Annotated in this window: 14 protein-coding genes and 2 pseudogenes; 11 read left to right on the forward strand and 5 right to left on the reverse strand. The window is 75.8% G+C overall.

Annotated elements, in window-relative coordinates; translation table 11 throughout:
• Window position 1: 1 nt before the first annotated feature.
• A complete protein-coding gene (locus tag I003_RS0120115; RefSeq protein WP_051368347.1) occupies window positions 2–1,570 on the reverse strand; it encodes an AMP-binding protein in 1,569 nt (522 codons plus the stop codon).
• A 187-nt stretch (window positions 1,571–1,757) separates the two neighbouring features.
• The gene (locus I003_RS0120120; protein ID WP_027773153.1) at window positions 1,758–4,025 is read right to left on the reverse strand and encodes a heavy metal translocating P-type ATPase; all 2,268 of its coding nucleotides are present in this window, start codon (window positions 4,023–4,025) and stop codon (window positions 1,758–1,760) included.
• A 188-nt stretch (window positions 4,026–4,213) separates the two neighbouring features.
• Between I003_RS0120120 and I003_RS0120125 the strand changes: the two genes are divergently transcribed.
• Window positions 4,214–5,221 (forward strand): hypothetical protein, encoded by a 1,008-nt coding sequence (locus tag I003_RS0120125; RefSeq protein WP_027773154.1) that lies wholly within the window; start codon window positions 4,214–4,216, stop codon window positions 5,219–5,221.
• Between the two features lie 21 nt (window positions 5,222–5,242).
• The gene (gene ddaH / locus I003_RS0120130; RefSeq protein ID WP_027773155.1) at window positions 5,243–6,019 is read left to right on the forward strand and encodes a dimethylargininase; all 777 of its coding nucleotides are present in this window, start codon (window positions 5,243–5,245) and stop codon (window positions 6,017–6,019) included.
• A gap of 43 nt (window positions 6,020–6,062) precedes the next feature.
• Here ddaH and I003_RS0120135 read toward each other — a convergent pair whose 3' ends face one another.
• Complete coding sequence (locus tag I003_RS0120135; RefSeq protein WP_027773156.1) at window positions 6,063–9,329, reverse strand: BTAD domain-containing putative transcriptional regulator; 3,267 nt, start codon at window positions 9,327–9,329, stop codon at window positions 6,063–6,065.
• A 227-nt stretch (window positions 9,330–9,556) separates the two neighbouring features.
• Between I003_RS0120135 and I003_RS0120140 the strand changes: the two genes are divergently transcribed.
• From I003_RS0120140 to I003_RS32715, 3 genes and pseudogenes are all read left to right on the forward strand, one after another.
• Window positions 9,557–11,317, forward strand: a complete 1,761-nt coding sequence (locus I003_RS0120140; protein WP_027773157.1) for a glycoside hydrolase domain-containing protein — start codon at window positions 9,557–9,559, stop codon at window positions 11,315–11,317.
• A gap of 26 nt (window positions 11,318–11,343) precedes the next feature.
• Entirely contained in the window at window positions 11,344–12,327 is a 984-nt protein-coding gene (locus I003_RS0120145; RefSeq protein ID WP_486584303.1) for a peptidoglycan-binding domain-containing protein, read from the forward strand.
• Window positions 12,328–12,416: 89 nt separating this feature from the next.
• Window positions 12,417–12,947, forward strand: a pseudogene (locus I003_RS32715) (NUDIX hydrolase); the annotation flags it as partial.
• Between the two features lie 19 nt (window positions 12,948–12,966).
• On the opposite strand, the gene I003_RS0120155 reads toward I003_RS32715, so the two are convergent.
• Window positions 12,967–13,878: a GNAT family N-acetyltransferase gene (locus I003_RS0120155; RefSeq protein WP_027773159.1), complete on the reverse strand. Its 912-nt coding sequence runs from the start codon at window positions 13,876–13,878 to the stop codon at window positions 12,967–12,969.
• A 70-nt stretch (window positions 13,879–13,948) separates the two neighbouring features.
• Between I003_RS0120155 and I003_RS0120160 the strand changes: the two genes are divergently transcribed.
• From I003_RS0120160 to I003_RS0120175, 5 genes and pseudogenes are all read left to right on the forward strand, one after another.
• Window positions 13,949–14,326 carry a GntR family transcriptional regulator gene (locus I003_RS0120160; RefSeq protein ID WP_018837394.1) on the forward strand — a complete coding sequence of 126 codons (378 nt, stop codon included), beginning with the start codon at window positions 13,949–13,951 and terminating at the stop codon, window positions 14,324–14,326.
• Window positions 14,327–14,747: 421 nt separating this feature from the next.
• Window positions 14,748–14,900 (forward strand): annotated as a pseudogene (locus I003_RS36975) (helix-turn-helix domain-containing protein); the annotation flags it as partial.
• 798 nt (window positions 14,901–15,698) lie between these two features.
• Window positions 15,699–16,670, forward strand: a complete 972-nt coding sequence (locus I003_RS36980) for a hypothetical protein (RefSeq protein WP_486584304.1) — start codon at window positions 15,699–15,701, stop codon at window positions 16,668–16,670.
• 222 nt (window positions 16,671–16,892) lie between these two features.
• On the forward strand, window positions 16,893–17,159 hold the full coding sequence (locus tag I003_RS0120170) for a hypothetical protein (protein ID WP_078564210.1): 267 nt from the start codon (window positions 16,893–16,895) through the stop codon (window positions 17,157–17,159).
• Window positions 17,160–17,620: 461 nt separating this feature from the next.
• The gene (locus I003_RS0120175) at window positions 17,621–19,147 is read left to right on the forward strand and encodes a S8 family serine peptidase (protein ID WP_027773162.1); all 1,527 of its coding nucleotides are present in this window, start codon (window positions 17,621–17,623) and stop codon (window positions 19,145–19,147) included.
• 18 nt (window positions 19,148–19,165) lie between these two features.
• On the opposite strand, the gene I003_RS0120180 is transcribed toward I003_RS0120175, so the two are convergent.
• Window positions 19,166–20,458 carry a type ISP restriction/modification enzyme gene (locus I003_RS0120180; protein WP_027773163.1) on the reverse strand — a complete coding sequence of 431 codons (1,293 nt, stop codon included), beginning with the start codon at window positions 20,456–20,458 and terminating at the stop codon, window positions 19,166–19,168.
• A 114-nt stretch (window positions 20,459–20,572) separates the two neighbouring features.
• On the opposite strand from I003_RS0120180, the gene I003_RS0120185 reads away from it, so the two are divergent.
• Complete coding sequence (locus I003_RS0120185) at window positions 20,573–21,457, forward strand: aldo/keto reductase (protein ID WP_027773164.1); 885 nt, start codon at window positions 20,573–20,575, stop codon at window positions 21,455–21,457.
• Window positions 21,458–21,461 lie beyond the last annotated feature (4 nt).

Consider the following 21,461-nt stretch of genomic DNA (forward strand, 5'->3'; position numbering starts at 1 on the left):
GTCAGCTCCCCAGGGAGCGCTTGAGGACCTTGCCCATGTCGTTGCGGGGGAGGGCGTCGAGGAAGTGGACCGTACGGGGGCGCTTGTGCGGGGCCAGGTGTGCGGCCACGTACGACGACAGCTCCGCGGCCGGCGGCGGCGGGCCCTCCGGGACCACCCAGGCGACGATGCGCTCGCCCAGGTCCGGGTCCGGCTCCGCGGTGACCGCCGCCTCGGCGACGGCCGGGTGCTCCAGCAGCGCGTTCTCGATCTCTCCGGCGCCGATCTTGTAGCCGCCGGACTTGATGAGGTCCGTGGCGCGGCGGCCGACGATGCGGTAGCGGCCCGCCCCGTCCCGTACCGCCATGTCGCCGGTGCGGAACCAGCCGTCGCGGAACGCCGCCGCCGTCGCCTCGGGGCGGTTGAGGTAGCCGGTGAAGAGGTTCGGGCCGCGGACCTCGATCTCGCCGACCGTCTCCCCGTCGTACGCGGTGAGTTCGGCCCCCGCGTCGTCGACGAGCCGGGCGTCGACGGAGGGCAGGGGCACGCCGACGCTGCCGGTGGCGTCCGGGTCGTCGGGGCGGACGCTGGTGTTCATCAGCGTCTCCGTCATGCCGTAGCGCTCCACGACCCGGCGGCCGGTCGCCGCGGTGAGCCGGCGGTGGTCGGCCACCGGCAGCGCCGCGGAGCCGGAGACCAGCAGCCGGGCGCGGGCGAGGGCGGCGGCCAGCGACGTGCCGGAGGGGGCGCCGGGCCCGGGTGGGGGTGCGGCGTCGAGGGCGTCGGCCAGCCGGTGGTACATCGTCGGCACCCCGAACAGCATCGTGCCGCCCGCGGCCAGCGCCGCCGCCACCGTCTCCGGGGCGAACCGCCCCACGTGGTGCACGGTGCCGCCGCGGCGCAGCGGGCCCAGCACGCCGAGAACCAGCCCGTGCACGTGGAACAGCGGCAGCGCGTGCACCACCGTGTCCCGCTCCGTCCAGCCCCAGACCTCCGCGAGGTCGTCGAGGGTCGCGGCCAGCGCCCGCTGGGCCAGCACGACGCCCTTGGGCGGGCCCGTCGTACCGGAGGTGTAGACGACGAGTGCGGCGGTGCCGGGCTCGGGAGCGGCGGCGTCCGGGCGGGCCGTCGCGGGCCCGGGGCGCGGGCCGGCCGGCGGCTCGGCTCGTACGTCCGCCGCCCCGTTCACCGTCCCGCCCGCCGTCACGTCCACCCGCTCCACCTCCGCCAGCGCCGGGGGCAGCTCCGCCCCCGGCGCCGCGAGCACCAGCTCCGGCCCGCTGTCGGCCACGATGTGCGCCAGCTCCCGCACCCCGATGCGGGGGTTGAGCGGCACCGCGGCGACGCCCGCCGTCAGCGCCGCGGTCACCGCCACCGCCGTCGCGGGCTCCGGCGTCGCCCAGACCGCCACCCGCCGGGCGCCCGCGATCCGCCGGGCGACGGCGTCCGCCGCCGCGGCCAGCTCGCCGTAGGTCAGCGTGGTGGCGCCGAAGCGCAGCGCGACCCGCCCGGGCGCGGTCCGCAGTGCGGGGAACAACTCCCATGACGGCCGGGGCTCCCGTGCCGCCCGCGTCTCTTCCGTCTCCCGCATCCCCACGATGCCTTCCTCCCCCTCAGCCCAGCGCCGCATCCTGCTGCCGCGCGCCCGCGGAGGGCACCGTACCCCGTCGCCGCGGGCCGCGGCCCGCGGTCTCGCGTACGCCGGAACGCCGGCCGCCCGTACGGGCCGTATCGGCTCGTACGGGCGGCGCGGCAGCGGCCGGCGGACGGACCGGCGCTCAGTCCAGCGGCCGGAAACGCCGCAGCCGGAGGCTGTTGGCGACCACCGAGACGGAGGAGAAGGCCATCGCCGCGCCCGCGAGCATCGGGTTGAGCAGACCCGCGGCGGCGAGGGGCAGGGCGGCGGTGTTGTAGCCGAACGCCCAGGCGAGGTTGGTCCTGATGGTGGACAGGGTGGAGCGGGCGAGCCGTATGGCGTCCGGCGCGGCCCGCAGGTCACCGGTGACCAGCGTGAGGTCGGCGGCCTCGATGGCGGCGTCGGTGCCGGTGCCGATGGCCAGGCCCAGGTCGGCCTGGGCGAGGGCGGCGGCGTCGTTGACGCCGTCTCCGACCATGGCGACGGTACGGCCCCCGGCCTGCAGCCGCTTGACCGCGTCGACCTTGTCCTCGGGCAGGACTTCGGCGATGACCTCGTCGATGCCGACCTCGGCGGCGACGGTCTTCGCGACGGCCGTGTTGTCGCCGGTGAGCAGGATCGGGGTCAGCCCCAGCTCCCGCAGCCGCCCGATGGCCTGCGCGCTGGTAGGCCTGACCGTGTCGGCGATCTCCAGCAGGGCGCGGGCCTCCCCGTCCCAGGCGACCGCGATGGCGGTGCGCCCGGCCTGCTCGGACCGCTCCCGGGCCGCGGCGAGTCCGGCGGGCAGCGTGATCGCCCACTCCGCGAGGAGCTGCCGGCGCCCGACGAGGACCGCATGGCCCTCGACGACGCCCTGCACGCCGCGCCCGGGCGCGTTGGCGAAGTCCTCGGGCGCCGGCAGCGTACCGAGGCGGTCGGTCGCCGCCGCGGCCACCGCCCGGGCGACGGGGTGCTCCGAGGCGTGCTCCAGCGCGCCCGCCAGCCGCAGCACCGTCTCCTCGTCCACGCCGTCCGCGGTGTGCACGGCGTGCAGGGTCATGGTGCCGGTGGTCACCGTGCCGGTCTTGTCCAGGACGACGGTGTCGACCTTGCGGGTCGACTCCAGGACCTCGGGACCCTTGATGAGGATGCCGAGCTGCGCGCCGCGGCCGGTGCCGACCATGAGGGCGGTCGGGGTGGCCAGGCCGAGGGCGCAGGGGCAGGCGATGATCAGCACGGCGACCGCGGCGGTGAACGCGGCGGCGATGCCGTCGCCCGTACCCAGCCAGAAGCCCAGGGTCGCCAGGGACAGGGCGATGACGACGGGGACGAAGACACCGGAGATCCGGTCGGCGAGCCGCTGCACGGCGGCCTTGCCGTTCTGCGCGTCCTCGACCAGGCGGGCCATCCGTGCCAGTTGCGTGTCCGAGCCGACCCGGGTGGCCTCCACAACCAGCCGCCCGCCGGCGTTGACGGTGGCGCCGGTGACGGTGTCGCCCACGGTGACCTCCACCGGCACGGACTCGCCGGTGAGCATGGAGGCGTCGACGGCGGAGGCGCCTTCGACGACGGTGCCGTCGGTGGCGATCTTCTCCCCGGGCCGGACGACGAAGCGGTCGCCGACCGCGAGCCGGTCCACGGGCACCCGCTCCTCGCGGCCGTCCCGCAGCACCGCGACCTCCTTGGCGCCCAGCTCCATCAGCGCGCGCAGCGCCGCGCCCGCCTTCCGCTTGGACCTGGTCTCGAAGTACCGCCCGGCGAGGAGGAACGTCGTCACGCCGGCCGCGGCTTCGAGGTAGATGTTGCCGGAGCCGTCGCCGCGGGCGATGGTCAGCTCGAAGGGGTGGGTCATGCCGGGCTCGCCCGCGGTGCCGAAGAACAGCGCCCACAGCGACCACAGGAACGCCGCGGCCGTACCGACCGAGATCAGCGTGTCCATGGTGGCGGCGCCGTGCCGGGCATTGGTCAGGGCGGCCCTGTGGAACGGCCAGGCGCCCCAGACCACCACCGGTGCGGCGAGCGTGAGCGAGAGCCACTGCCAGTACGTGAACTGCAGGGCGGGGACCATCGCCATCGCGATCACCGGCACCGTCAGCGCCAGGGAGCCGAAGAGCCGCTGCCGCAGCGTCCGCAGCTCGTCGGGCGGGCCCTGGCCGCCGGTGCCGTCCTGCGGTCGGCCGTCCGCGGCCGGGCCGGCGGGGGCGGGCGGCGCGGCGGTGTAACCGGTACGTTCGACGGTGGCGATCAGGTCGTCGACGGCCACGTCGTCCGCGAACGTGACCTTGGCCTTCTCGGTGGCGTAGTTGACGGTGGCCTCGACGCCCTCCATACGGTTGAGCTTCTTCTCGATCCGTGCGGCACAGGAGGCGCAGGTCATGCCGCCGATCGCGAGTTCGACCTCGGCCGTTCTGCCGGGCGTGGTGGTGGTCATCGCCGCTCCTCGTGGCTCGCTATACCCCTAGGGGGTATTAGTTCCTTCGACACCATGTATACCCCTGACCCGTATCCGGCGCAAGGGGCGGCCTCGCGTTCCGCCTCGCTTGACTTTATACCCCTAGGGGGTATTGTCGCCGGTGTCGAGGCCGGTCGCAGCGACGGGCCGACCGAGAGGAGCGAGCGATGAACACCGCAGCCAGAGCAGGACTCTTCGCAGGTGCGCTGGCCGTCGCGTTCGCCGGGGCGTACGGAGTCGGCAGTGCCGTGGGGCCCGTCACCGACGAGGACACCGCCCCGGCCCACGACGGCCACGCCGCGGACGCGGACGCCGGAGAAGAGGCGGGAAAGAAGGGGGACGGGCACGGGGGCGGCCACGGTGAGGACGCCGGGCCCGCCGCGGGGGGACTGCAGCTCTCCGAGTCCGGCTACACGCTCGACCTGGACACCCGCCGCATCGACGCCCGCAGCCCCGCCGAGCTGCGCTTCGCCGTGCGCGGCGCGAACGGCGAGCCCGTGACCTCGTACGAGCGGGAGCACGGCAAGGAACTGCACCTGATCGTCGCCTCCCGCGACCTCGCGACGTACCGCCACCTCCACCCCGTCCGCGACGCCGGCGGCACCTGGAGCACCCCCGTCGAGCTGCCCGCGGCCGGCGACTACCGCGTCTTCGCCGACTTCGTGCCCACCGGCGGTCCCGAGAACGGCCTGACCCTGGGCGGCGATCTCGCCGTCGCCGGGGACTACCGCCCGGCGCCGCTCGCCGAGCCGGAGCGGACCGCGACCGTCGACGGCTACGAGGTGACGCTCGACGGCGCCCTGACACCCGGCTCCGCCCGCGACGTGGAGTTCACCGTCGAGAAGAACGGCAAGCCGGTCACGGACCTGCAGCCTTACCTGGGCGCGTACGGGCACCTGGTCGCGCTCCGCGCCGGCGACCTGGCGTACCTGCACGTCCACCCCAACGGCGAGCCCGGCGACGGGAGCACGCGGCCCGGCCCCGGCGTGGCCTTCTCCGCGACCGCGCCCAGCGCCGGTTCGTACCGCCTGTTCCTCGACTTCAAGCACGACGGCGAGGTGCGCACCGCGGCCTTCACCGTCTCCGCGGGCGGCGCAGACGAGCCGGACGAGACGGGTGAGCCGGGCGGAGAGAGCGGTCAGCAGGAGGAGGACGGCGCCGGCCACAGCCACTGACGGCCGTGGTAGACCTGCTCCATGCGCAGCAGGAAAGCTCTCGTACGCCGCCCCGGACCGCGTCTGGCCGAGGGCCTGGTCACGCACATCGACCGCACGCCGGTCGACGCCGACCGGGCCCTCGCCCAGTGGCGGTCCTACGTCGCCGCCCTCGAACTGCACGGCTGGGAGACCGCCGAGGTCGAGCCCGCCGACGACTGCCCGGACGCCGTCTTCGTCGAGGACACGGTGGTGATGTACAAGAACGTCGCCCTCGTCACCCGCCCCGGCGCCGACTCCCGCAAGCCGGAGACCCGCGGCGTCGAGGCCGCCGTGAGCCTCATGCGCTGCTCCGTGAACCGTATCCACGAGCCCGGCACCCTCGACGGCGGCGACGTGCTCAAGGTCGGCGACACCCTCTACGTGGGCCGCGGCGGACGCACCAACACCGACGGCATCCGCCAGCTCCGCGCCTGCTTCGAGCCGCTCGGCGCCCGCGTCGTCACCGTCCCCGTCACGAAGGTGCTGCACCTGAAGTCCGGCATCACCGCCCTGCCCGACGGCACCTTCGCCACCCACCCCGGACTGATCGACACACCGGAGCTGTTCCCGGGCCGCATCGAGGTGCCCGAGGCCGCCGGGGCGCACGTCATCCTGCTGGGCGGCGGCGCGCTGCTGATGGCGGCGAGCGCGCCGCGGACCGCCGCGCTGTACGAGGAGCTGGGCTACACGCCGGTGCCGGTGGACATCAGCGAGTTCGAGAAGCTCGAAGGCTCGGTGACCTGCCTGTCGGTACGCATGCGCGGGCTGTACGCCTGACGCCCCGACCGGCGATCGTGCCCGCGCGGCACCGCCCGCGGTCTCAGCGGCTCTCCGCCGCCACGCGCAGCACCCCCCGCGGGGCGCGGACGGCGGAGGGCCGGTCCGGGGCCGGGGTGAGGTGGCCGCCGAGGCGGCGGCCGGCCACGACGGGCGCGCGGAGGGCCGTGGGCAGGCCGACTGACGCGCGTAGAGCCGAGGCCTGACGACGTACCCGGGCGGCGGCCACCTCACCCCCCGCGCCGCCCGCCGCCGCGTGCGCGGCGGCGAGCACGTCGAGCGTGCGAGACGTCCAGTACGGGGTGTCCAGGTTCCGCCAGATCGACAGCGCCTGCCGCGCCGTCGCCGTGGCCTCCGCCGGGCGGTGCGCGTGCAGCAGCAGGTCGGCCTGCGCGCGCAGCGTCAGCGCCTCGCCGAACCGCTCGCCGAACCGCCGGTAGGCCGCCAGGCTCTCGTCGAGCATTCGCTCCGCCCGCGCCGGCTCCCCGGCCACGTCCGTCAGATGCCCGAGCCACTGCAGCGCGTGCACCTCGCCGACCCGGTCGCCGCTCTCCACCGCCAGCTCGCAGCTTCGCAGCATCCGCGCCACCGCGGCGTGCACGCGGCCGACGGCGAGGTCTGCCAGGCCGAGGTTGCGCTCGGCCGACGCCTCGCCGTGCCGGTAGCCGTCCTGCCGGGACAGGGACAGCGCCCGGTCGAACTCACGCCGGGCCGCGTGCGGTTCGCCGCACTCCAGGTGCACGGTGCCGAGGCCGCAGCGCGCGTACGCCTCGGACCGCACGTTGCCGCCCGCCCTGGCCCGTTCGATGCCGCGGCGCAGACAGGCGGCGGCCTGCGCGTACTGGCCGCGCAGCCGCAGCAGCACGCCCAGGCCCGCCGCCGCGGCGGACTCGGCGGGGTGGTGGCCACCGCCGTCGGGCGCCGGGGCGCGGGAGCGGTCGCCGTGCCCCGCGCGGGGCCGGTCCAGCGCCGCGAACTCCTTCAGCGACCGCTTGAACGCCACCACCGCCTCGCCGTAGTGGTCCTGTACGGTCTCCAGCTCGCCCAGGTTGCGGTGCAGGACGGCGACGCCGAGCCGGTCGCCGGCCGCGCTCGCCGCCGCCAGCGCCGTACGGTGCGTCTCGCGCCAGTCGTCGAAGTGCGCGGACGACTCGAAGAACGCCGCCAGCGCCGCGGCCAGTCGCCACGCGGTGCCGGCGTCACCGGCGTCGGCCGCCTGGCGGACGAGGGCGCGCAGCGTGGTCCGTTCGGCCTCCAGCCAGGCCAGCGGCTCCGCCGAGACCCGGGCCGCCTCGGCCGCCGGAGGGCTGTGACCGGGCGCCGGCACCTTGACGCGGCCGGAGAAGCCGGAGGACAGGGAGTCGTCGGCGCGGCGGGCGAGGTCGAGGTAGGCGCTGTGGACGCGGCCGAGCGCGGCGGCCCGTTCGGCGGGAGACTCCTGGGCGTGGGCGCGCTCGCGGGCGTAGAGGCGCAGAAGGTCGTGGAGGCGGTAGCGGGGTTCCGCGGCGGGGTCGGGGGCGTGCACTTCCACGAGGTGGTTGTCGACGAGGGCGTCGAGGGACCGTTCGGCGAGGGTGGCCCGGTCGGCCTCGGACGAGCCGCCCCGGCCCGCGCCGCCGCAGGCCGCACCGTCGCCGAGGAGCGCCGCCACCACCCAGCCGGGCACCGTCGGGACGTCCAGCAGGCCGAGCAGCCGGAACGCCCGCTGCGCCACCGGGTCCAGCGCCGTGTAGCCCAGCGTGACGCTGGCCCGTACCTCCAGGTCGCCCGCGACCAGCTCGTCCAGCCGCCGCCGCTCGTCGGCCAGCGCGTCCGCGAGCCGGGGCAGGGACAGGTGCCGCCGGGTCGCCAGCCGGGCACCCGCGATGCGCAGCGCGAGCGGCAGGTTGCCGCACTGTGCCACGATCCGCGCGGCCACCTCGGGGTCCCGGCGGGTGCGGTCGTCGCCCGCCGCCCGCGCCAGCAGCTCCAGCGCCTCCGCGTCGCTGAGCAGGCCGAGTCCGACGCGGAGCGCGCCTTCGAGCCCGGCGAGGGCCGCGCGGCTGGTGACGAGCACGGCGCTGTCGCCGGTGCCGGGCAGCAGGGGGCGTATCTGCTTCTCGCTGCCGGCGTTGTCGAGGACGACGAGCACGCGGCGGTCGGCGAGTTCGGCGCGGTAGCGCCGGGCCCGCTCCTCCACGCTCGCGGGGATGCCGGCGCCGGTCATGCCGAGGGTCTTGAGCAGGGAGGCCAGCACGTCGCCGGTGTCGGCCGGGTGCCCGGCCGCGGTGCGCAGGTCGGCGTGCAACTGGCCGTCGGGGAAGGCGTCGCGGAGCAGGTGCGCGGCGTGCACCGCGAACGTGGACTTCCCGGCGCCCGCGACGCCGGTGACGAGGACGGTGCGCGGCGCGGGGTGACGCGCGTCGACCTGCCACGCGTCGACGTCCGGAGCCTTGCGATCCGGCACCTCCTCCGGCCGTCCCAGCCACCGCAGCACCTGCACCAACTGCTCGCGCCGCCCCACGAAGTCCGGGATGCGCGCGGGAAGCTGGCAGTACGCCGGCCGCTCCGCGGCCTCCTGCCGCGGCGCCGGCTCGGGCCCGCCCGCCAGCACCGCCGCGTGCACCTCCTGCAACTGCGCCCCGGGCTCCACGCCCAGCTCGTCGGCCAGCGTCCTGCGGGCCCGCGCGTAGGTGCGCAGCGCGTCCGAGCGCCGCCCCGAGCGGTGCAGCGCCAGCATCAGCCGGCCCCACAGCGGCTCGCGCAGCGGATGCTGGGCGAGCAGCGCGCCCAGCTCCGCGGCCAGCTCCGGGTGCCGTCCCACGGCCAGCTTCGCGTCGGCCAGGTCCTCCCAGGCCGTCAGCCGGCACTCCTCCAGACGCGCGGCCTCGGCCCGTACGGCATCGGTGGCCGGCACGTCCGCGAACGCCGGGCCCCGCCACAGCCCCAGCGCCTCCGTCAGCGACTCCACGGCGGCGGCGGGGCGCCGGTCGGCCAGCTCCGCGTGCCCGGCGGCGGCCAGGGTCGCGAAGCGGGCGGCGTCGGTGCCGTCGGGCTCGACGGCCAGCTCGTAGCCCCCGGGGCGGGTGTGTAACGTCTCCGGGTCGCCGCCCAGGGCGCGGCGCAGCCGGTGCACGTAGACCTGCAGTGACTTGGCGGCGGAGTCCGGTACGTCGTCACCCCAGAGCTCGGCGATCAGCGCGTCGGCGGGGACGAACCGGCCCGCGTTGATGAGCAGATGGGCGAGCAGGGCTCGTTGCTTCGCGGCGTTCAGCGGGATCCACCGCGTGCCGCTGCAGACGTCGAGCCTGCCGAGGACCCGATAGCGCATCACACCGTCCCCTGGTCACGGTCGTCGTGAGCTGCTTCGGCGTCACCATCCTTGTACTGGGCGGTACATGTCAAGGTCACCCGTGTCGTGGCAGGCAGCGGCCGCGCAACCGTCGCGCAACCGCCGCGCTGCGGTCATCGCGTAGACACGTGGCGCACCGCCGTCCCGCGACCGGAGTCCGCACGGAGTTCCCCGGAGCCCCCGCCGCAGTAGGAGATCGATTCGCGATGTCACGCAGACGTACGGGGTCCTGGCGACCCCTGCTCGCCGGCCTGGCGGCCCTCGTCACCCTCGGCGGGCTCACCGCCGCCGGCCCCGCCGCCGCCGCACCCCCGCCCGACACCGGCAGAACCGTCGACTACCGCGGCTACGAAGTCACCGTCCCCGCCGGCTGGCGGGTCGTCGATCTCGCCGCGGACCCGGGCGCGTGCGTGCGCTTCGACCGCCCCGCCGTCTACCTCGGCGAGCCCGGCGACCAGAGCGCCTGCCCGGCCGGCCTCAAAGGCCGCACCGCCGGGCTCGTCGTCGAACCCCTCGACGCCGGGGCGGCGCGGCAGACCACCGCGGCCACCGCCGTCGCCCCGCGCGGCAGCGCGACGGCGCCGGGTGCGCGGTCCCGTGACGGCATGATCCAGGTGGCCGTCGAGGACGCGGGCGTCCTGGTCACCGCCGCGCACACCCCCGCGACCGAGCACCTGGTGCGCGACGTCCTCGCCGGGGCCGAGCTGACGGCCGGCGCCGAGCGCACCGAACTGCCCGCCGCCGGCGCCCCGCCAAAGAGCCCCGCCGCCCCCCGCGCCGCCGCGGGGCCGCAGCCCGGCGACTTCCGCGGCCAGGGCTTCGACGCCTGCGCCGCGCCGTCGCAGACGACCATGGATGCCTGGCTCTCCGCTTCGCCGTACCGCGCCGTCGGCGTCTACATCTCCGGCTCCACCCGCGCATGCGCGCAGCCCAACCTCACCGCGAGCTGGGTGACGAGCCAGACGGGCAAGGGCTGGCACCTCATCCCCATCGACGTGGGCCGCCAGGCGCCCTGCAGCAACTTCTCCAACAAGATGTCGTCCGACCCCGTCACCGCCCGCGCCCAGGGCGTGAGCGCCGCCAACGCCTCGGTGACCGCCGCCCAGAACCTCGGCATCCCGGCCGGCAGCGCCCTCTACTCCGACATCGAGGGCTACACCTCCACCGCCTCCTGCAAGGCCGCGGTGATGAGCTACGTCTCCGGCTGGACCGAGGGGCTGCACGCCAAGGGCTACCTGTCCGGGCTGTACTCCAGCGCCTCGTCCGGCATCCGCGACGCGGCGAGCGTCTACGACGACACCCGCTACCTGCGCGTGGACCACCTGTGGTTCGCGTGGTGGAACGGCGTGGCCGACACCGACGCCGGCTCGTACGTCCCCGACTCCTACTGGTCCGGCCACCAGCGCATCCACCAGTACGTCGGCGAGGTCTCCGAGACGTACGGCGGCCAGCGCGTCAACATCGACCGCAACTACCTCGACGTCGGCCAGGGCACCGCGCCGCCCGTCACCTGCACCACCGCCAACCTGAGCTTCAACGCCTACGGAACCATCCGCTCCGGCTCGACCGGCCCCCTGGTCGAGGCCGCCCAGTGCCTCCTCGAGGCCGCCGGCCACGACCCCGGGGGCACCACCCCGACCGGCACCTTCGACACCGGCACCGTCGCCGCCACGCAGGCGTTCCAGACCGCCAGAGGGCTGACCGCGGACGGCATCATCGGCCCCCGCACCTGGACCGCCCTGCTGTCCCGCGGCACCACGCCCACGCTGCAGAACGGCTCCACCGGTGAGGCCGTCAGCCGGCTCCAGCGGGCCCTGACCGCCGCGCTCGGCCGCACCGTCGGCATCGACGGCATCTTCGGCTCCGGCACCCAGACCGCCGTACGCGACTACCAGAGCAGCCGCGGGCTCGGCGTGGACGGCATCGTCGGCCCCGCGACCTGGGGCGCGCTGCAGGCGGGCAAGTGACCGGCGATCCCGTGGAGGAGAACGCGATGAAGAAACGGACCCACACACCGCTGTTCCGCATGGCCGCCCTGGTCGCCACCGTGGTCGCCCTGCTCCTGGGCCTGGGCGCACCGGCGCACGCGTACCCGCAGGCCGCCTTCCCGACCCAGAGCAGCGGCAACAGGGGCACCGACGTGCTCGCGCTGCAGCATCTGCTGACCGGGCAGGGGGTATCGGTCGCGGCGGACGGGGTGTTCGGCCCGGCCACGACCACCGCCGTGCGCCAGTTCCAGAGCGACAAGGGCCTCGGCGTGGACGGCATCGTCGGCCCGCAGACCTGGGGCGCGCTGACCCCGACGATCCGGCAGGGCGACACCGGCGGGGCCGTCAAGGCGCTGCAGGCGGCGCTCAACGCCAAGCGCGGCGCCGGCCTCACGGTCAGCGGCACCTTCGACGCGGCCACGACCGCGGCCGTACGGACCTTCCAGAGCCACGCGGGCATCGACGTCGACGGCATCGTCGGCCCCGTCACCTGGAAGAACCTGCTCTGGCACTACGAGAACACCGTTTTCGGCAGCACCATGTGCGGCCAGAGCCCGGACGGCAACGCGAACGCCCACTGGGGCACCTCCGCCGCCGTCGCCCAACTGGAGGCCGCCGCGGCCTCCTTCGCGGACACCGGCAACGGCAAGCTGCCCGTCGGCGACAGCGGGTTCGAGCACGGCGGCGACATCCCGGGCCACGCCAGCCACGAGCTGGGGCTCGACTTCGACGTCTGGCCGGCCCGCACGGACTCGGCGCAGTGCACCGCCGGACGGATCACCTGGCAGTCGGCCGCGTACGACCGCGCGGCGACGCGTGAGCTGGTCAAGGCGATCCGCGCCTCGGCCCCCGGACACATCAAGCTGATCTTCTTCAACGATCCGCAGCTGATCTCCGAGGGCCTCGTCACGCAGTACGCCAACCACGACAACCACCTGCACGTGCGCTACTGCGAGAAGGTCCACGGAAACGCGCTGTACGACTGCTGAGCCGGGGCGGCGCCGGCGGCGGCTGCGATGATCGGCACATGAGCGCAGAAGCGGCGGACACCGCACCGCAGCACCGGTCGCCCGGTCGCGAACGGCCCCACCGCCACCGGGAGATCGTGGACGTGCACCTGCTGCTCCTCCGGCGCGCCCCGGCGCCGGAGGTGCTGCTGGCCCGCCGCGCCGGCACGGGGTACGCGGACGGGCTGCTGCACCTGCCCAGCGGCCACCTGGAGGACGGCGAGGACGTACGGGCCGGGGTGCTGCGCGAGACCGCGGAGGAGATCGGGCTCGTGCTGGCGCCCGAGCAGGTCGCGGCGGCCCTCGTCATGCAGCACAAGCCGCCGGTGGGCCGCCCGCGGATGGGATGGTTCTTCGCCGCGGAACTGCCGCCCGGCGCCCGGCCGGTGAACGCGGAGCCGGACAAGTGCGCGGGCATCGGCTGGTATCCGCTGGACCGGCTGCCGGACGACATGGTGGCGTACTCCCGGGCCGGGCTTGAGGCGTACCGGGCGGGGGAGCGGTTCGTCGTGCACTGGCACGAGGCGGACGATCCGGTCGCGTACGGACCGCGCGTGCCGGACCGGGCGGTGGTGCTGCCGCGGACGGCGGGCCCGCCGTGACGCCCGCGGCCGGCAAAGGTCAGAGATCCTTGACGCAGCGCGTCTCGATGAGGAACGGCTCATAGCCGAACCAGCGATTGATGGCGAGCATCGGCTCGTTGCCGCTGTCGTTGCCCGTGAAGGCGTCGGTGTAACCGGCCGCCTGCGCCCGGCGCAGCGACTCGTGCTTGGCGAGCTTCGCCAGCCCCCGCCCGCGAAACGCCCGGCGGCTGCCGGTCATCCCGGAGAGATACCGGGCGTGTCCGTCCGTCTCCGCCAGGGAGAACGCCGCCACCTCGCCGTTCACCAGGGCGGCGATCGTCAGGTCGTGGTCCAGCAGCGGCTCGCGCCAGGTGTGGTCGAGCCAGTGCTCGTAGGACATGGCGTCGACCGGGGTGTCACTCGGCTCGTCCAGCGCCGCCTCGGCGTCCGCCTCGTACAGCGGCCGGGGATCGTCGAAGTCCGCGAAGGCGCGCACCTCCACGCCCGCCGCGGGCTCCGGCCGCGGCGGGAGCGCGGTGCGCAGGTCGAGGTGGAGGATCCGGCCGGTACGCCCCCGGCGATAGCCGCGCCGCTCGGCGAAGCGGAAGTCGCGCTCCGGGTCGTACACCCAGGCGTACACGGTGGTCGCGCCCTGTGCGGCGAGATGCGCCTCGGCCGCGGCGAGGAGGGCGGTGCCCACCCCGCGGCCGGTGTGCCCGGGGTGCACGTGCGGCTGGGCGACGCCCTGCCCCGGCGTGCTGCTGTCGTGGACGAGGTGCGCCTCGCACTCCCCGACGATCTGCCCGTCGACCTCGGCGACCATCGGCCGCAGCCGCTTCTCCGGCGGCGCGGAGGCCGCGTTCCAGCGGACCGAATCGGCGGTGGTGACGAGGAAGGGCACCGCCGCGCGCTGCACCTCGGCGACGGCGTCGGCGTCCTCGGGGCGGAAGTCGCGTACGAGCACACTCATGGTGTCGCACGGTAGGGCGACGGGGGTGCCGCTGTCGTGCGCATTTCGCCCCGCGGCCCACAATGAGTCCGTGACCATCCAGATTTTCGTCGACCAGCAGGCGCCCGAGGCACCGTACGAGCAGGTGCGCGCCCAGATCTCCGCCCAGGCGCGCGGGGGCGCGCTCCCGGCCGGCACCAAGCTGCCCACCGTGCGGGGCCTCGCCGAGCAGTTGGGCCTCGCCCCGAACACCGTCGCCAAGGCGTACCGCGCGCTGGAGAGCGACGGGGTGATCGAGACCCGCGGCCGGCACGGCAGCTACGTGGCCGCCGCCGGCGACGCCGCACAGCGCGAGGCCGCCGCGGCGGCACAGGTGTACGCGCAGCGGGCGCAGCGCCTCGGACTCGACCACGGAACCGCGCTGACCGCGGTGGAAGAGGCGCTGCGCGCCGCCTACGCCGACGCGTAGGACCCCACCGGGCAGACCCGGTACGGGTCCTCGGGGGTACGCGTCGAACCTGGGGCCTCGTGGCCCGGGCCGGGCCGCGTGCTCACGGATGCGCGGCGCCGGGCGGGCAGCGCGCAGCGGCCCGGCCGACGAGGCCCACCACGGGCCGAGCCGATGACTGCGCAGACCGCACCCGGAGCCGCCCGCGAACCGGCCCGGCCCGGGAGGCCGTCGCGCGGCGCCGAGCGGATACCCCCGTACTCCGCCCGGCGCCGCGCCGCTTCGGTGCTGGAGCGCTTGGCTTGGTGCTGGTGACAAGCCTGCGGATCAGGGGGAGCCGGCCGCAAGCGAACGGCGTCGAAACGGGAAGCTGGAACGGGAATCCGACCACTCACCAGCGCGAACAGGACTAAGGTGGAACGCGTCGGAACGGGGGCAGGACGTGAGGGACGCGGCGACGGAGAAGTTCGCGGCGCTGCTGCGCGAGTTGAAGCAGCGCTCGGGACGCAGCTACGGCTCGCTGGCGGCCCGTCTCCACGTCAGTACGTCGACCCTCCACCGCTACTGCAACGGCGACGCGGTTCCGGCCAGCTACGCCCCCGCCGAGCGCTTCGCGCGCCTGTGCGGGGCGACCCCGGAGGAACTGGTCGAACTCCACCGCCGCTGGCACCGCGCCCACGGCACCCGCCGGGGGACGACCCCGTCGTGGGCGGCGCGAGAGGAGCCCGGAGGCGGCGGCCGGGGCACGGAGCCCTCGAAGCGCGGGACGCCTCCGGAGGGCGCGGGCCGTGGAGCGGGGCCCGGACCCTCCGGTGCGGGGTCCGCCGGTGTGACGGCGGGCGGGCAGACGGCTGGGCGGGACGGTGCGTGCGGACGTGGCGCGAAGACGGGCACACACGGCGATCCGCCCGCCCCGGGGGCCGGTGCGCCTGCGGCGCGAGGCGGTTCACCGGCGGGTGACGGGCGCCCGTCCCGTTCACACGGTGCGCCGGCCGGCGGCTCCGGCGCGGCTGCGGCGTCTCCGGTGGCGCGGTCCTCCTCCGTCGCCTCCTCTTCCTCCGGCGGCTCCGGCGCGCGCGGCACCGGTGACGCATCGAAGTCCGCCGCGCAACCGCCGGCAGCAGGAGGTGCCGCGGATACGGCCTCTGCCCCCGCCGGCTTCGCCGTGCGTGACGACGGCGCCGGTGGCGGGACGGGCCCCGGCGGTGCCGGTGGCCGCGACGGCACGTCGGCGCCCGGCGATGCCCCGGCGCCTTCCGGTGCCGCCCTCCCGGGCGGCCCCCGGGCCGCCGCCGGAACCCGCGGCCACCGGTGGTCGCGGGTGTTTCAGGCCGTACGCGGCGCGGCCGGGCCGGACCGCTCCCCTTCCGCCGGGCGGGCCCGCCTCCGCCTCGTGGGGCTGCCCGTTGCCGGAGTCGCCGCCGTGACCGTGCTCGTCGCCTTCGTGGCGACCTCCAGCGGGTCCGCCGGCGAAGGCAGGGCCGGTGGTGGTCACGGGCGCGAGAGCGGGGTGGTGGCCGACGGGAGCCGCGGCGGCGGTGGTGCGTCGGGCGGCGAGACGGTGGAGAAGGGGGAGTCCGCCGGGCCCTCGGAGCGGCGCAAGCCCTCGCCCGCCGGCGGCGGCGGTGACGGTGCGCGGGAGGACGGTGCGTCCGCGACACCCCGCAAGGGCGTCCCCGCCCTCGGGGAAGGGGACGGGGCCCCCGCCGGGAACCCGCTCGCGTGGTCCGTGCGCTCCCATGTCTGGGAGTCCGGCTGCGACCACCGCTACCTTGTCGACAAGTCGCCCGACGATGTGCCGCCCCCGCCCGTGGCCCAGGACGCCGAGGCGTGGGCCTCCAGCCAGGGTGCCGTCCACGGCGGTACGACGAACATCGAGGCCGCGATCGAGCCCCGCGGCGACGAGCCGGTGACCGTCACCGCCGTCCATGTACGCAAGACCTCGACCGGCGCGCCGCTGCCGTGGGCCGCGTTCGCCATGTCGTCCGGCTGCGGCGGCGAGGTCACCGAGGCGGCGTACAGCGTCGACCTCGACATGCCCCGCCCTGTTCTCAAGCCCCAGCAGGGAGGTGATTCCACGCAGAAGTGGGACCCCCCGGCGCTGCCGTACCGCGTCACTCCCGACGATCCGCTGTCCCTCCTGGTCCACGCCCGCACCGAGGGCCACGACGTCCGCTGGTACCTGGAGGTGGAGTGGAGCACCGGTGACGACTCCGGTGTCATACGCATCGACGACCGGGGCGCCCCGTTCCGCACGAGCGCCGTCAAAGGCCGGCCGCTGTACGACTACGACACCCTCAACGGGGCCTGGTTCACGTGGCCCGACGAGGACCCCTCGGGGGAGTCCGCGTCCCCGGCGCCGTAGCCGCCGGGCCGGATCCGGGGGACCCGGAGGAACCGGAAGAAGCGGAATCCTGGCCACCGGCGAGGGGCGTAATCCGGCCAGATGAAACGGTTCTCCAGGTCAAGACCGCGTTCTGGGCCCGGAATTGGGGATGATTCCGCCGTGGGGGATGCGCATGTGACGCAGGCAGACGATAGGGTTGGCCTGCCCGGGCCGGGAGCCCTCGTCAGGGTGGGGAGTGTCATGGATCAGATAGCAATGCGCGGCAAAGCGCGGGTTCCTGCGATCAACTGCGGGAGTACCGCGTCGCGGGCACGCGTCGACCGGCATCTAGCCGTGCTCGGCGGGCCCGCCGCCCCCCAGGGCGACACGGACAGCGCCACCATGCTGATGCGTGAGCTGACCGCGCGCGAGGACAGGGCCGCGAAGCCGGGCCGCATGGCGCGCGTCTCCCTCTTCGCTCCGCTGCGGAAGCTGCGGCGCACCCTCTTCGGCAACCGCCGGAGCTGACGGACAGCCCGTATCGGGGCGGGCGCGGCGACCCGGCATGCCGCGCCTGCCCCGATCACTGCCCGTGTACCTCCGACCCCCACCGGACCGCCTGTGACGGTGTGCCTCAGCCCGGGCCCCGTGCGCTGCGCCGCACCGCCGACGCGGACGGTCTCGACGCGGTCTCGATGCGCCGCGTCCCCGCCGAGAGCGGCAGCGGCACCATGTCGCTCTACAACTACGTGCCGCGCAAGGAGGACCTGCACGAGCTGATGGTCGACGCGGTCAGCGCCGAGTACGACCTGTCGGCGCCGCTCACCGGCGACTGGCGCGCCGGCGTGCTGGCGCTGGCCCGGCAGTCGCGCGATCTGATGCGCCGGCACCCGGGGTGGGGCGGAGTGACCGGTTCCCTCTGTCCTGCGCGGAGTTGGGACGGAAGCACCCTTGAACCGTGCCGCGGCGGGGGATTACGTTCCTCTGCCATGTATCTCTCCCGGCGCCTGCTCGCCCTGCCAGTCGGCCTCGCCGCAACCGCCGCGATCGGGCTGGTGCCCGGCGCCGCCGCCACGGACGCCGCGCCGGGGGCGGGTGCCGCGCCGGGCGAGTCGCTGTCGTACGTCGTCAACAGCGCCACCGACCCCGCCACGCTGGACCGGGTCGAGGCCGCGACCGCAGACGCCGGCGGCACCGTCGTGGCCACGTACCCGGAGATCGGCGTGACCGTCGCGCACGCCGCGCAGGCCGACTTCGGCAGCCGCCTGCGCGCCGTCCCCGGCGTCCGGTCCGCCGGCGCCACCCGCACCGCGCCGCTGCGGAGCACGGCGCAGGCGGCGCAGGAGGGGCGGTTCAGGAGGTACGAGGACCGCGGGGCCACCGGCGCCGCGCCCGCCGGTGCCGGCGCCGGTGCCGTAACGCCGGAGCCCCTGGAGGCCGACCAGTGGTCCCTGCGCGTCCTGCGCGCCGACCGGGCCCACGCCCTGGCCACCGGCAGCCCGGACGTCACCGTCGGTGTCATCGACAACGGCGTCGACGACACCCACCCCGACCTCGCCGCCAACTTCTCCGCCGCACAGTCCGCCGACTGCGTCGGCGGCGCCGCCGACACCAGCCCCGGCGCCTGGCGCCCATACCCGGAAGGGGGCGTCTCCGGCCACGGCACCTGGGTCGCCGGCCAGATCGCCGCGCCGCGCAACGGTGCCGGCATCGCCGGCGTCGCCCCGGACGTGACGGTCGCGGCCATCAAGGCGGCCGGCCCCGGCGACGGCTTCGTCTACGCCGAGTCCGTCGTCTGCGCCCTGGTCTTCGCCGCCGACCACGGCGTGTCCGTCGCCAACAGCAGCTTCTCGATCGACCCCTGGCACTTCGTCTGCTCCGACGACCCCGACCAGCGGGCCATCCTGGACGCCGTCTCCCGGGCGCAGCGCTACGCCGCCGGCAAGGATCTGCTCCACATCGCCGCGGCCGGCAACGGCGGCCGCGACCTGGCCGACCCGTCGTTCACGGACGCGGAGAGCCCCACCGACGGCACACCGGCCGAGCGCACCGTCGACCCCGCCGCGTGCCCCGTGCTGCCGCACATGCTGCCCGGTGTCCTCAGCGCCGCGTCGGTCGGCTCGGAGACGCTCAAGTCCGACCACTCCGACTACGGCCTCGGCGTCATCGACATCGCCGCCCCCGGCGGCGATGACTACCAGATCCCCGACACCCCCTCGCAGGACCCGTATGTCCTGTCCACCTGGCCGGGCGGCACCTACGCCTCGGGTCCCGGCACCTCTGCCGCCACCGCCCAGGTCTCCGGCGTCGCCGCCCTCCTCAAGAGCGTGCACCCGCACGCCTCGCCCGCGGAGCTGAGCGCCCTCCTCGCCGGCCAGGCCGACAACCCCGGTTGCCCCGAGGTCTACGACCCGGACGGTGACGGCGTCGAGAACGCGGTCTGCGAGGGCGATGACAGCCGCAACGGCTTCTACGGCGCGGGCGTCGCCGACGCCCTCGACGCGGTACGGAGCTAGCGGCCGGGCCCGGTCGGCTCAGATCAGGGCGAACTGCCCCTCCGGGCCCTCCTCGCGATGGTCCAGCACGGACGCGGGGCGGCGCGCCGCGTCGGGGGCGGGCAGGATTCCCGCGTCGCGCAGCTCGGCCGCGGTGATCCCGGCGTCGTAGGCGTCCGCCCCGGCCACGGCCGGGGCGGACGCCTCCGCGAGCAGCGCCAGCACGGTGATCAGCTCCAGCAGCTCCGACGTCCACTCCTGCGGCCACGCCGCGGGCCGTATCGCCGCCAGCGTCCCCGGCTCGGCCGGCTCCAGCCGGGCGGCGATCCACTGCTCCAGCACCCCAACGCCGCCCTCGGTGAACTCCCAGGCCCCCCGCGGCACCGGCGCGATGCGTCCCTCGCCGAGGAGCAGCGCCTCCTCCTCCGGGTCGTACGACACCTCCGCGGGCCGGGCCGGTATCGCCGCCCGCACGTACGGCCGCCGCCCGCCCGGGAGCCGGGGCTTCGCGCCGCCGCGGGCGCCGCGGAGCTGCACCTCCAGCAGCCGCCGCCCCTGTGCCACGCCGGCCCGCCACGTCTGCGCGTCTCCGGTCAGCGGCACCGCGCACCCGCGCGGAGTGGCCCGCCCGGCGGCGAGCGCCCAGGCGAGCAGGTCCTCCGGCGCGACCTTGCCGCCGAGCCGCCGGCCCAGCCAGCGCAGCAGCCGCGGCGCGACGTTGGGCTCCCGCCCGCGGGGCCGCCGGTACAGCGGGCGGATCCGGCCCGGCCGGCCGGCGGGCGACCGCCCGTCCGGCAGCAGCGCGGACGCGACCACGGGGAGCCCGCCGGACGCGTCCGCGCCCTGCGCGACGTACCCCGCCTCGACGGCGAACACCTGCCGGTCGTCCGCGACCCGCCACAACTCGGGCCGGGCGGCGTCGAGCAGCCGGTTGTCGGGGATCAGCCACCGCTGGTCGTACGCCCCGTGCAGCACCCGCACCGGCTCGGGACACGGCCCCGCCTCGCGCGCCAGCCGCCCGGTCCCCGCGGCCCGCCCGGGCAACTGCGCCACGGCGCTGTGCGTCGTCCGCGCCCGGGTCGGCCCGAACAGCCCGTCCCGCTCGGCGCCTTCGGCCCGTACGAGCGCGTCCCACCGCGCCCGCAGAGAAGCGGCGTCGGGGCCCATGACCCACCCGCGCCCGAGCCGCAGCGGGGCGACGCTCCAGGGCATGAGATCGGCGAGCAACGGGGCGGAGCCGACGGCGGCGGCCGGGCGTTCGGCCCGTACGCCCTCGTCCGCGGGTGCGGCGGCCTCCGCCACGGCGGGGCCGCTGTCCGCCGAACCACCCATCGCCCGTCCTCCCGTCGACTCCCGAGCCGCCCGCAGGGCGCTTCGCATCCTACGGTCCCGGTGCGACATCACCGGCGTCCGCGCATCCGGCGCCGCCCGTGCCAGAATCCGCCGATGACCTCCTCACCGATCACCGCGGACGCCGCCGGCACCTGGCGGCTCGGCGACCTTCCCGTCCACCGCCTCGGCTTCGGTGCCATGCGCCTGCCCGCAGCGGCGGAGCCGGACGCCGGCGGCCGGGCGCGCGCCCGCACCGTGCTCCGCCGCGCCGTCGAACTCGGCGTCAACCACATCGACACCGCCGCCTTCTACTTCTCCCCGCGCCGGTCCGCCAACGAACTGATCAACTCCGCCCTCGCCCCATACCCCGAGGACCTCGTCATCGCCACCAAGGTCTGGGCCGGCCGCGACCCGTCGGGCGCGTGGGGGTGGGCCGACCCCGCGCAGATCCGCGGCCAGGTCGAGGAGAACCTGCGCCAGCTCGGCCGCGACCACCTCGACCTCGTCAACCTCCGCCTCCCGCCCAGCCGCCGCCGCGCGGACGGCTCCCTCGCCGAGCACTTCGGCGCGCTCGCCGAGTGCCGCACGGCCGGTCTCGTCCGCCACCTCGGCGTCTCCCACGTCAGCGCCGGCCAGCTCGCCGAGGCCCGGACGATCGCCCCGGTCGTCTGCGTCCAGAACGCCTTCGGCGTCGGCGCGGACGCCGACGAGCGGGCCCTGCTGCGCACCTGCGGCGAACTCGGCATCGCCTACGTGCCGTTCTTCGCCATCGCCGGCGAGGGCCGGGAGGCCGGCCCCCCGGGGACGGACTCCGAGGAGGTACGTGCCCTCGCCCGCGCCCGCGGCCTGACCCCCGCGCAGATCCGCCTGGCCTGGACCCTCCACCAGGGGCCGCACGTCCTCGCCATCCCCGGCACCGGCAACCCCCGCCACCTTGAGGAGAACGTCGCCGCGGGCGCGGTCCGGCTCACGGACGAGGAGGCGGGGCTGCTGGGCTGAGCGA

This window comes from Streptomyces sp. CNQ329, from assembly GCF_000482585.1.

Coding starts and splice junctions, on each gene's coding strand:
- I003_RS0120115 (WP_051368347.1), bottom strand. CDS start 1,570: ATGCGGGAGACGGAAGAGACGCGGGCGGCACGGGAGCCCCGGCCGTCA.
- I003_RS0120120 (WP_027773153.1), bottom strand. CDS start 4,025: ATGACCACCACCACGCCCGGCAGAACGGCCGAGGTCGAACTCGCGATC.
- I003_RS0120125 (WP_027773154.1), top strand. CDS start 4,214: ATGAACACCGCAGCCAGAGCAGGACTCTTCGCAGGTGCGCTGGCCGTC.
- ddaH (WP_027773155.1), top strand. CDS start 5,243: ATGCGCAGCAGGAAAGCTCTCGTACGCCGCCCCGGACCGCGTCTGGCC.
- I003_RS0120135 (WP_027773156.1), bottom strand. CDS start 9,329: ATGCGCTATCGGGTCCTCGGCAGGCTCGACGTCTGCAGCGGCACGCGG.
- I003_RS0120140 (WP_027773157.1), top strand. CDS start 9,557: ATGTCACGCAGACGTACGGGGTCCTGGCGACCCCTGCTCGCCGGCCTG.
- I003_RS0120145 (WP_486584303.1), top strand. CDS start 11,344: ATGAAGAAACGGACCCACACACCGCTGTTCCGCATGGCCGCCCTGGTC.
- I003_RS0120155 (WP_027773159.1), bottom strand. CDS start 13,878: ATGAGTGTGCTCGTACGCGACTTCCGCCCCGAGGACGCCGACGCCGTC.
- I003_RS0120170 (WP_078564210.1), top strand. CDS start 16,893: ATGGATCAGATAGCAATGCGCGGCAAAGCGCGGGTTCCTGCGATCAAC.
- I003_RS0120175 (WP_027773162.1), top strand. CDS start 17,621: ATGTATCTCTCCCGGCGCCTGCTCGCCCTGCCAGTCGGCCTCGCCGCA.
- I003_RS0120180 (WP_027773163.1), bottom strand. CDS start 20,458: ATGGGTGGTTCGGCGGACAGCGGCCCCGCCGTGGCGGAGGCCGCCGCA.
- I003_RS0120185 (WP_027773164.1), top strand. CDS start 20,573: ATGACCTCCTCACCGATCACCGCGGACGCCGCCGGCACCTGGCGGCTC.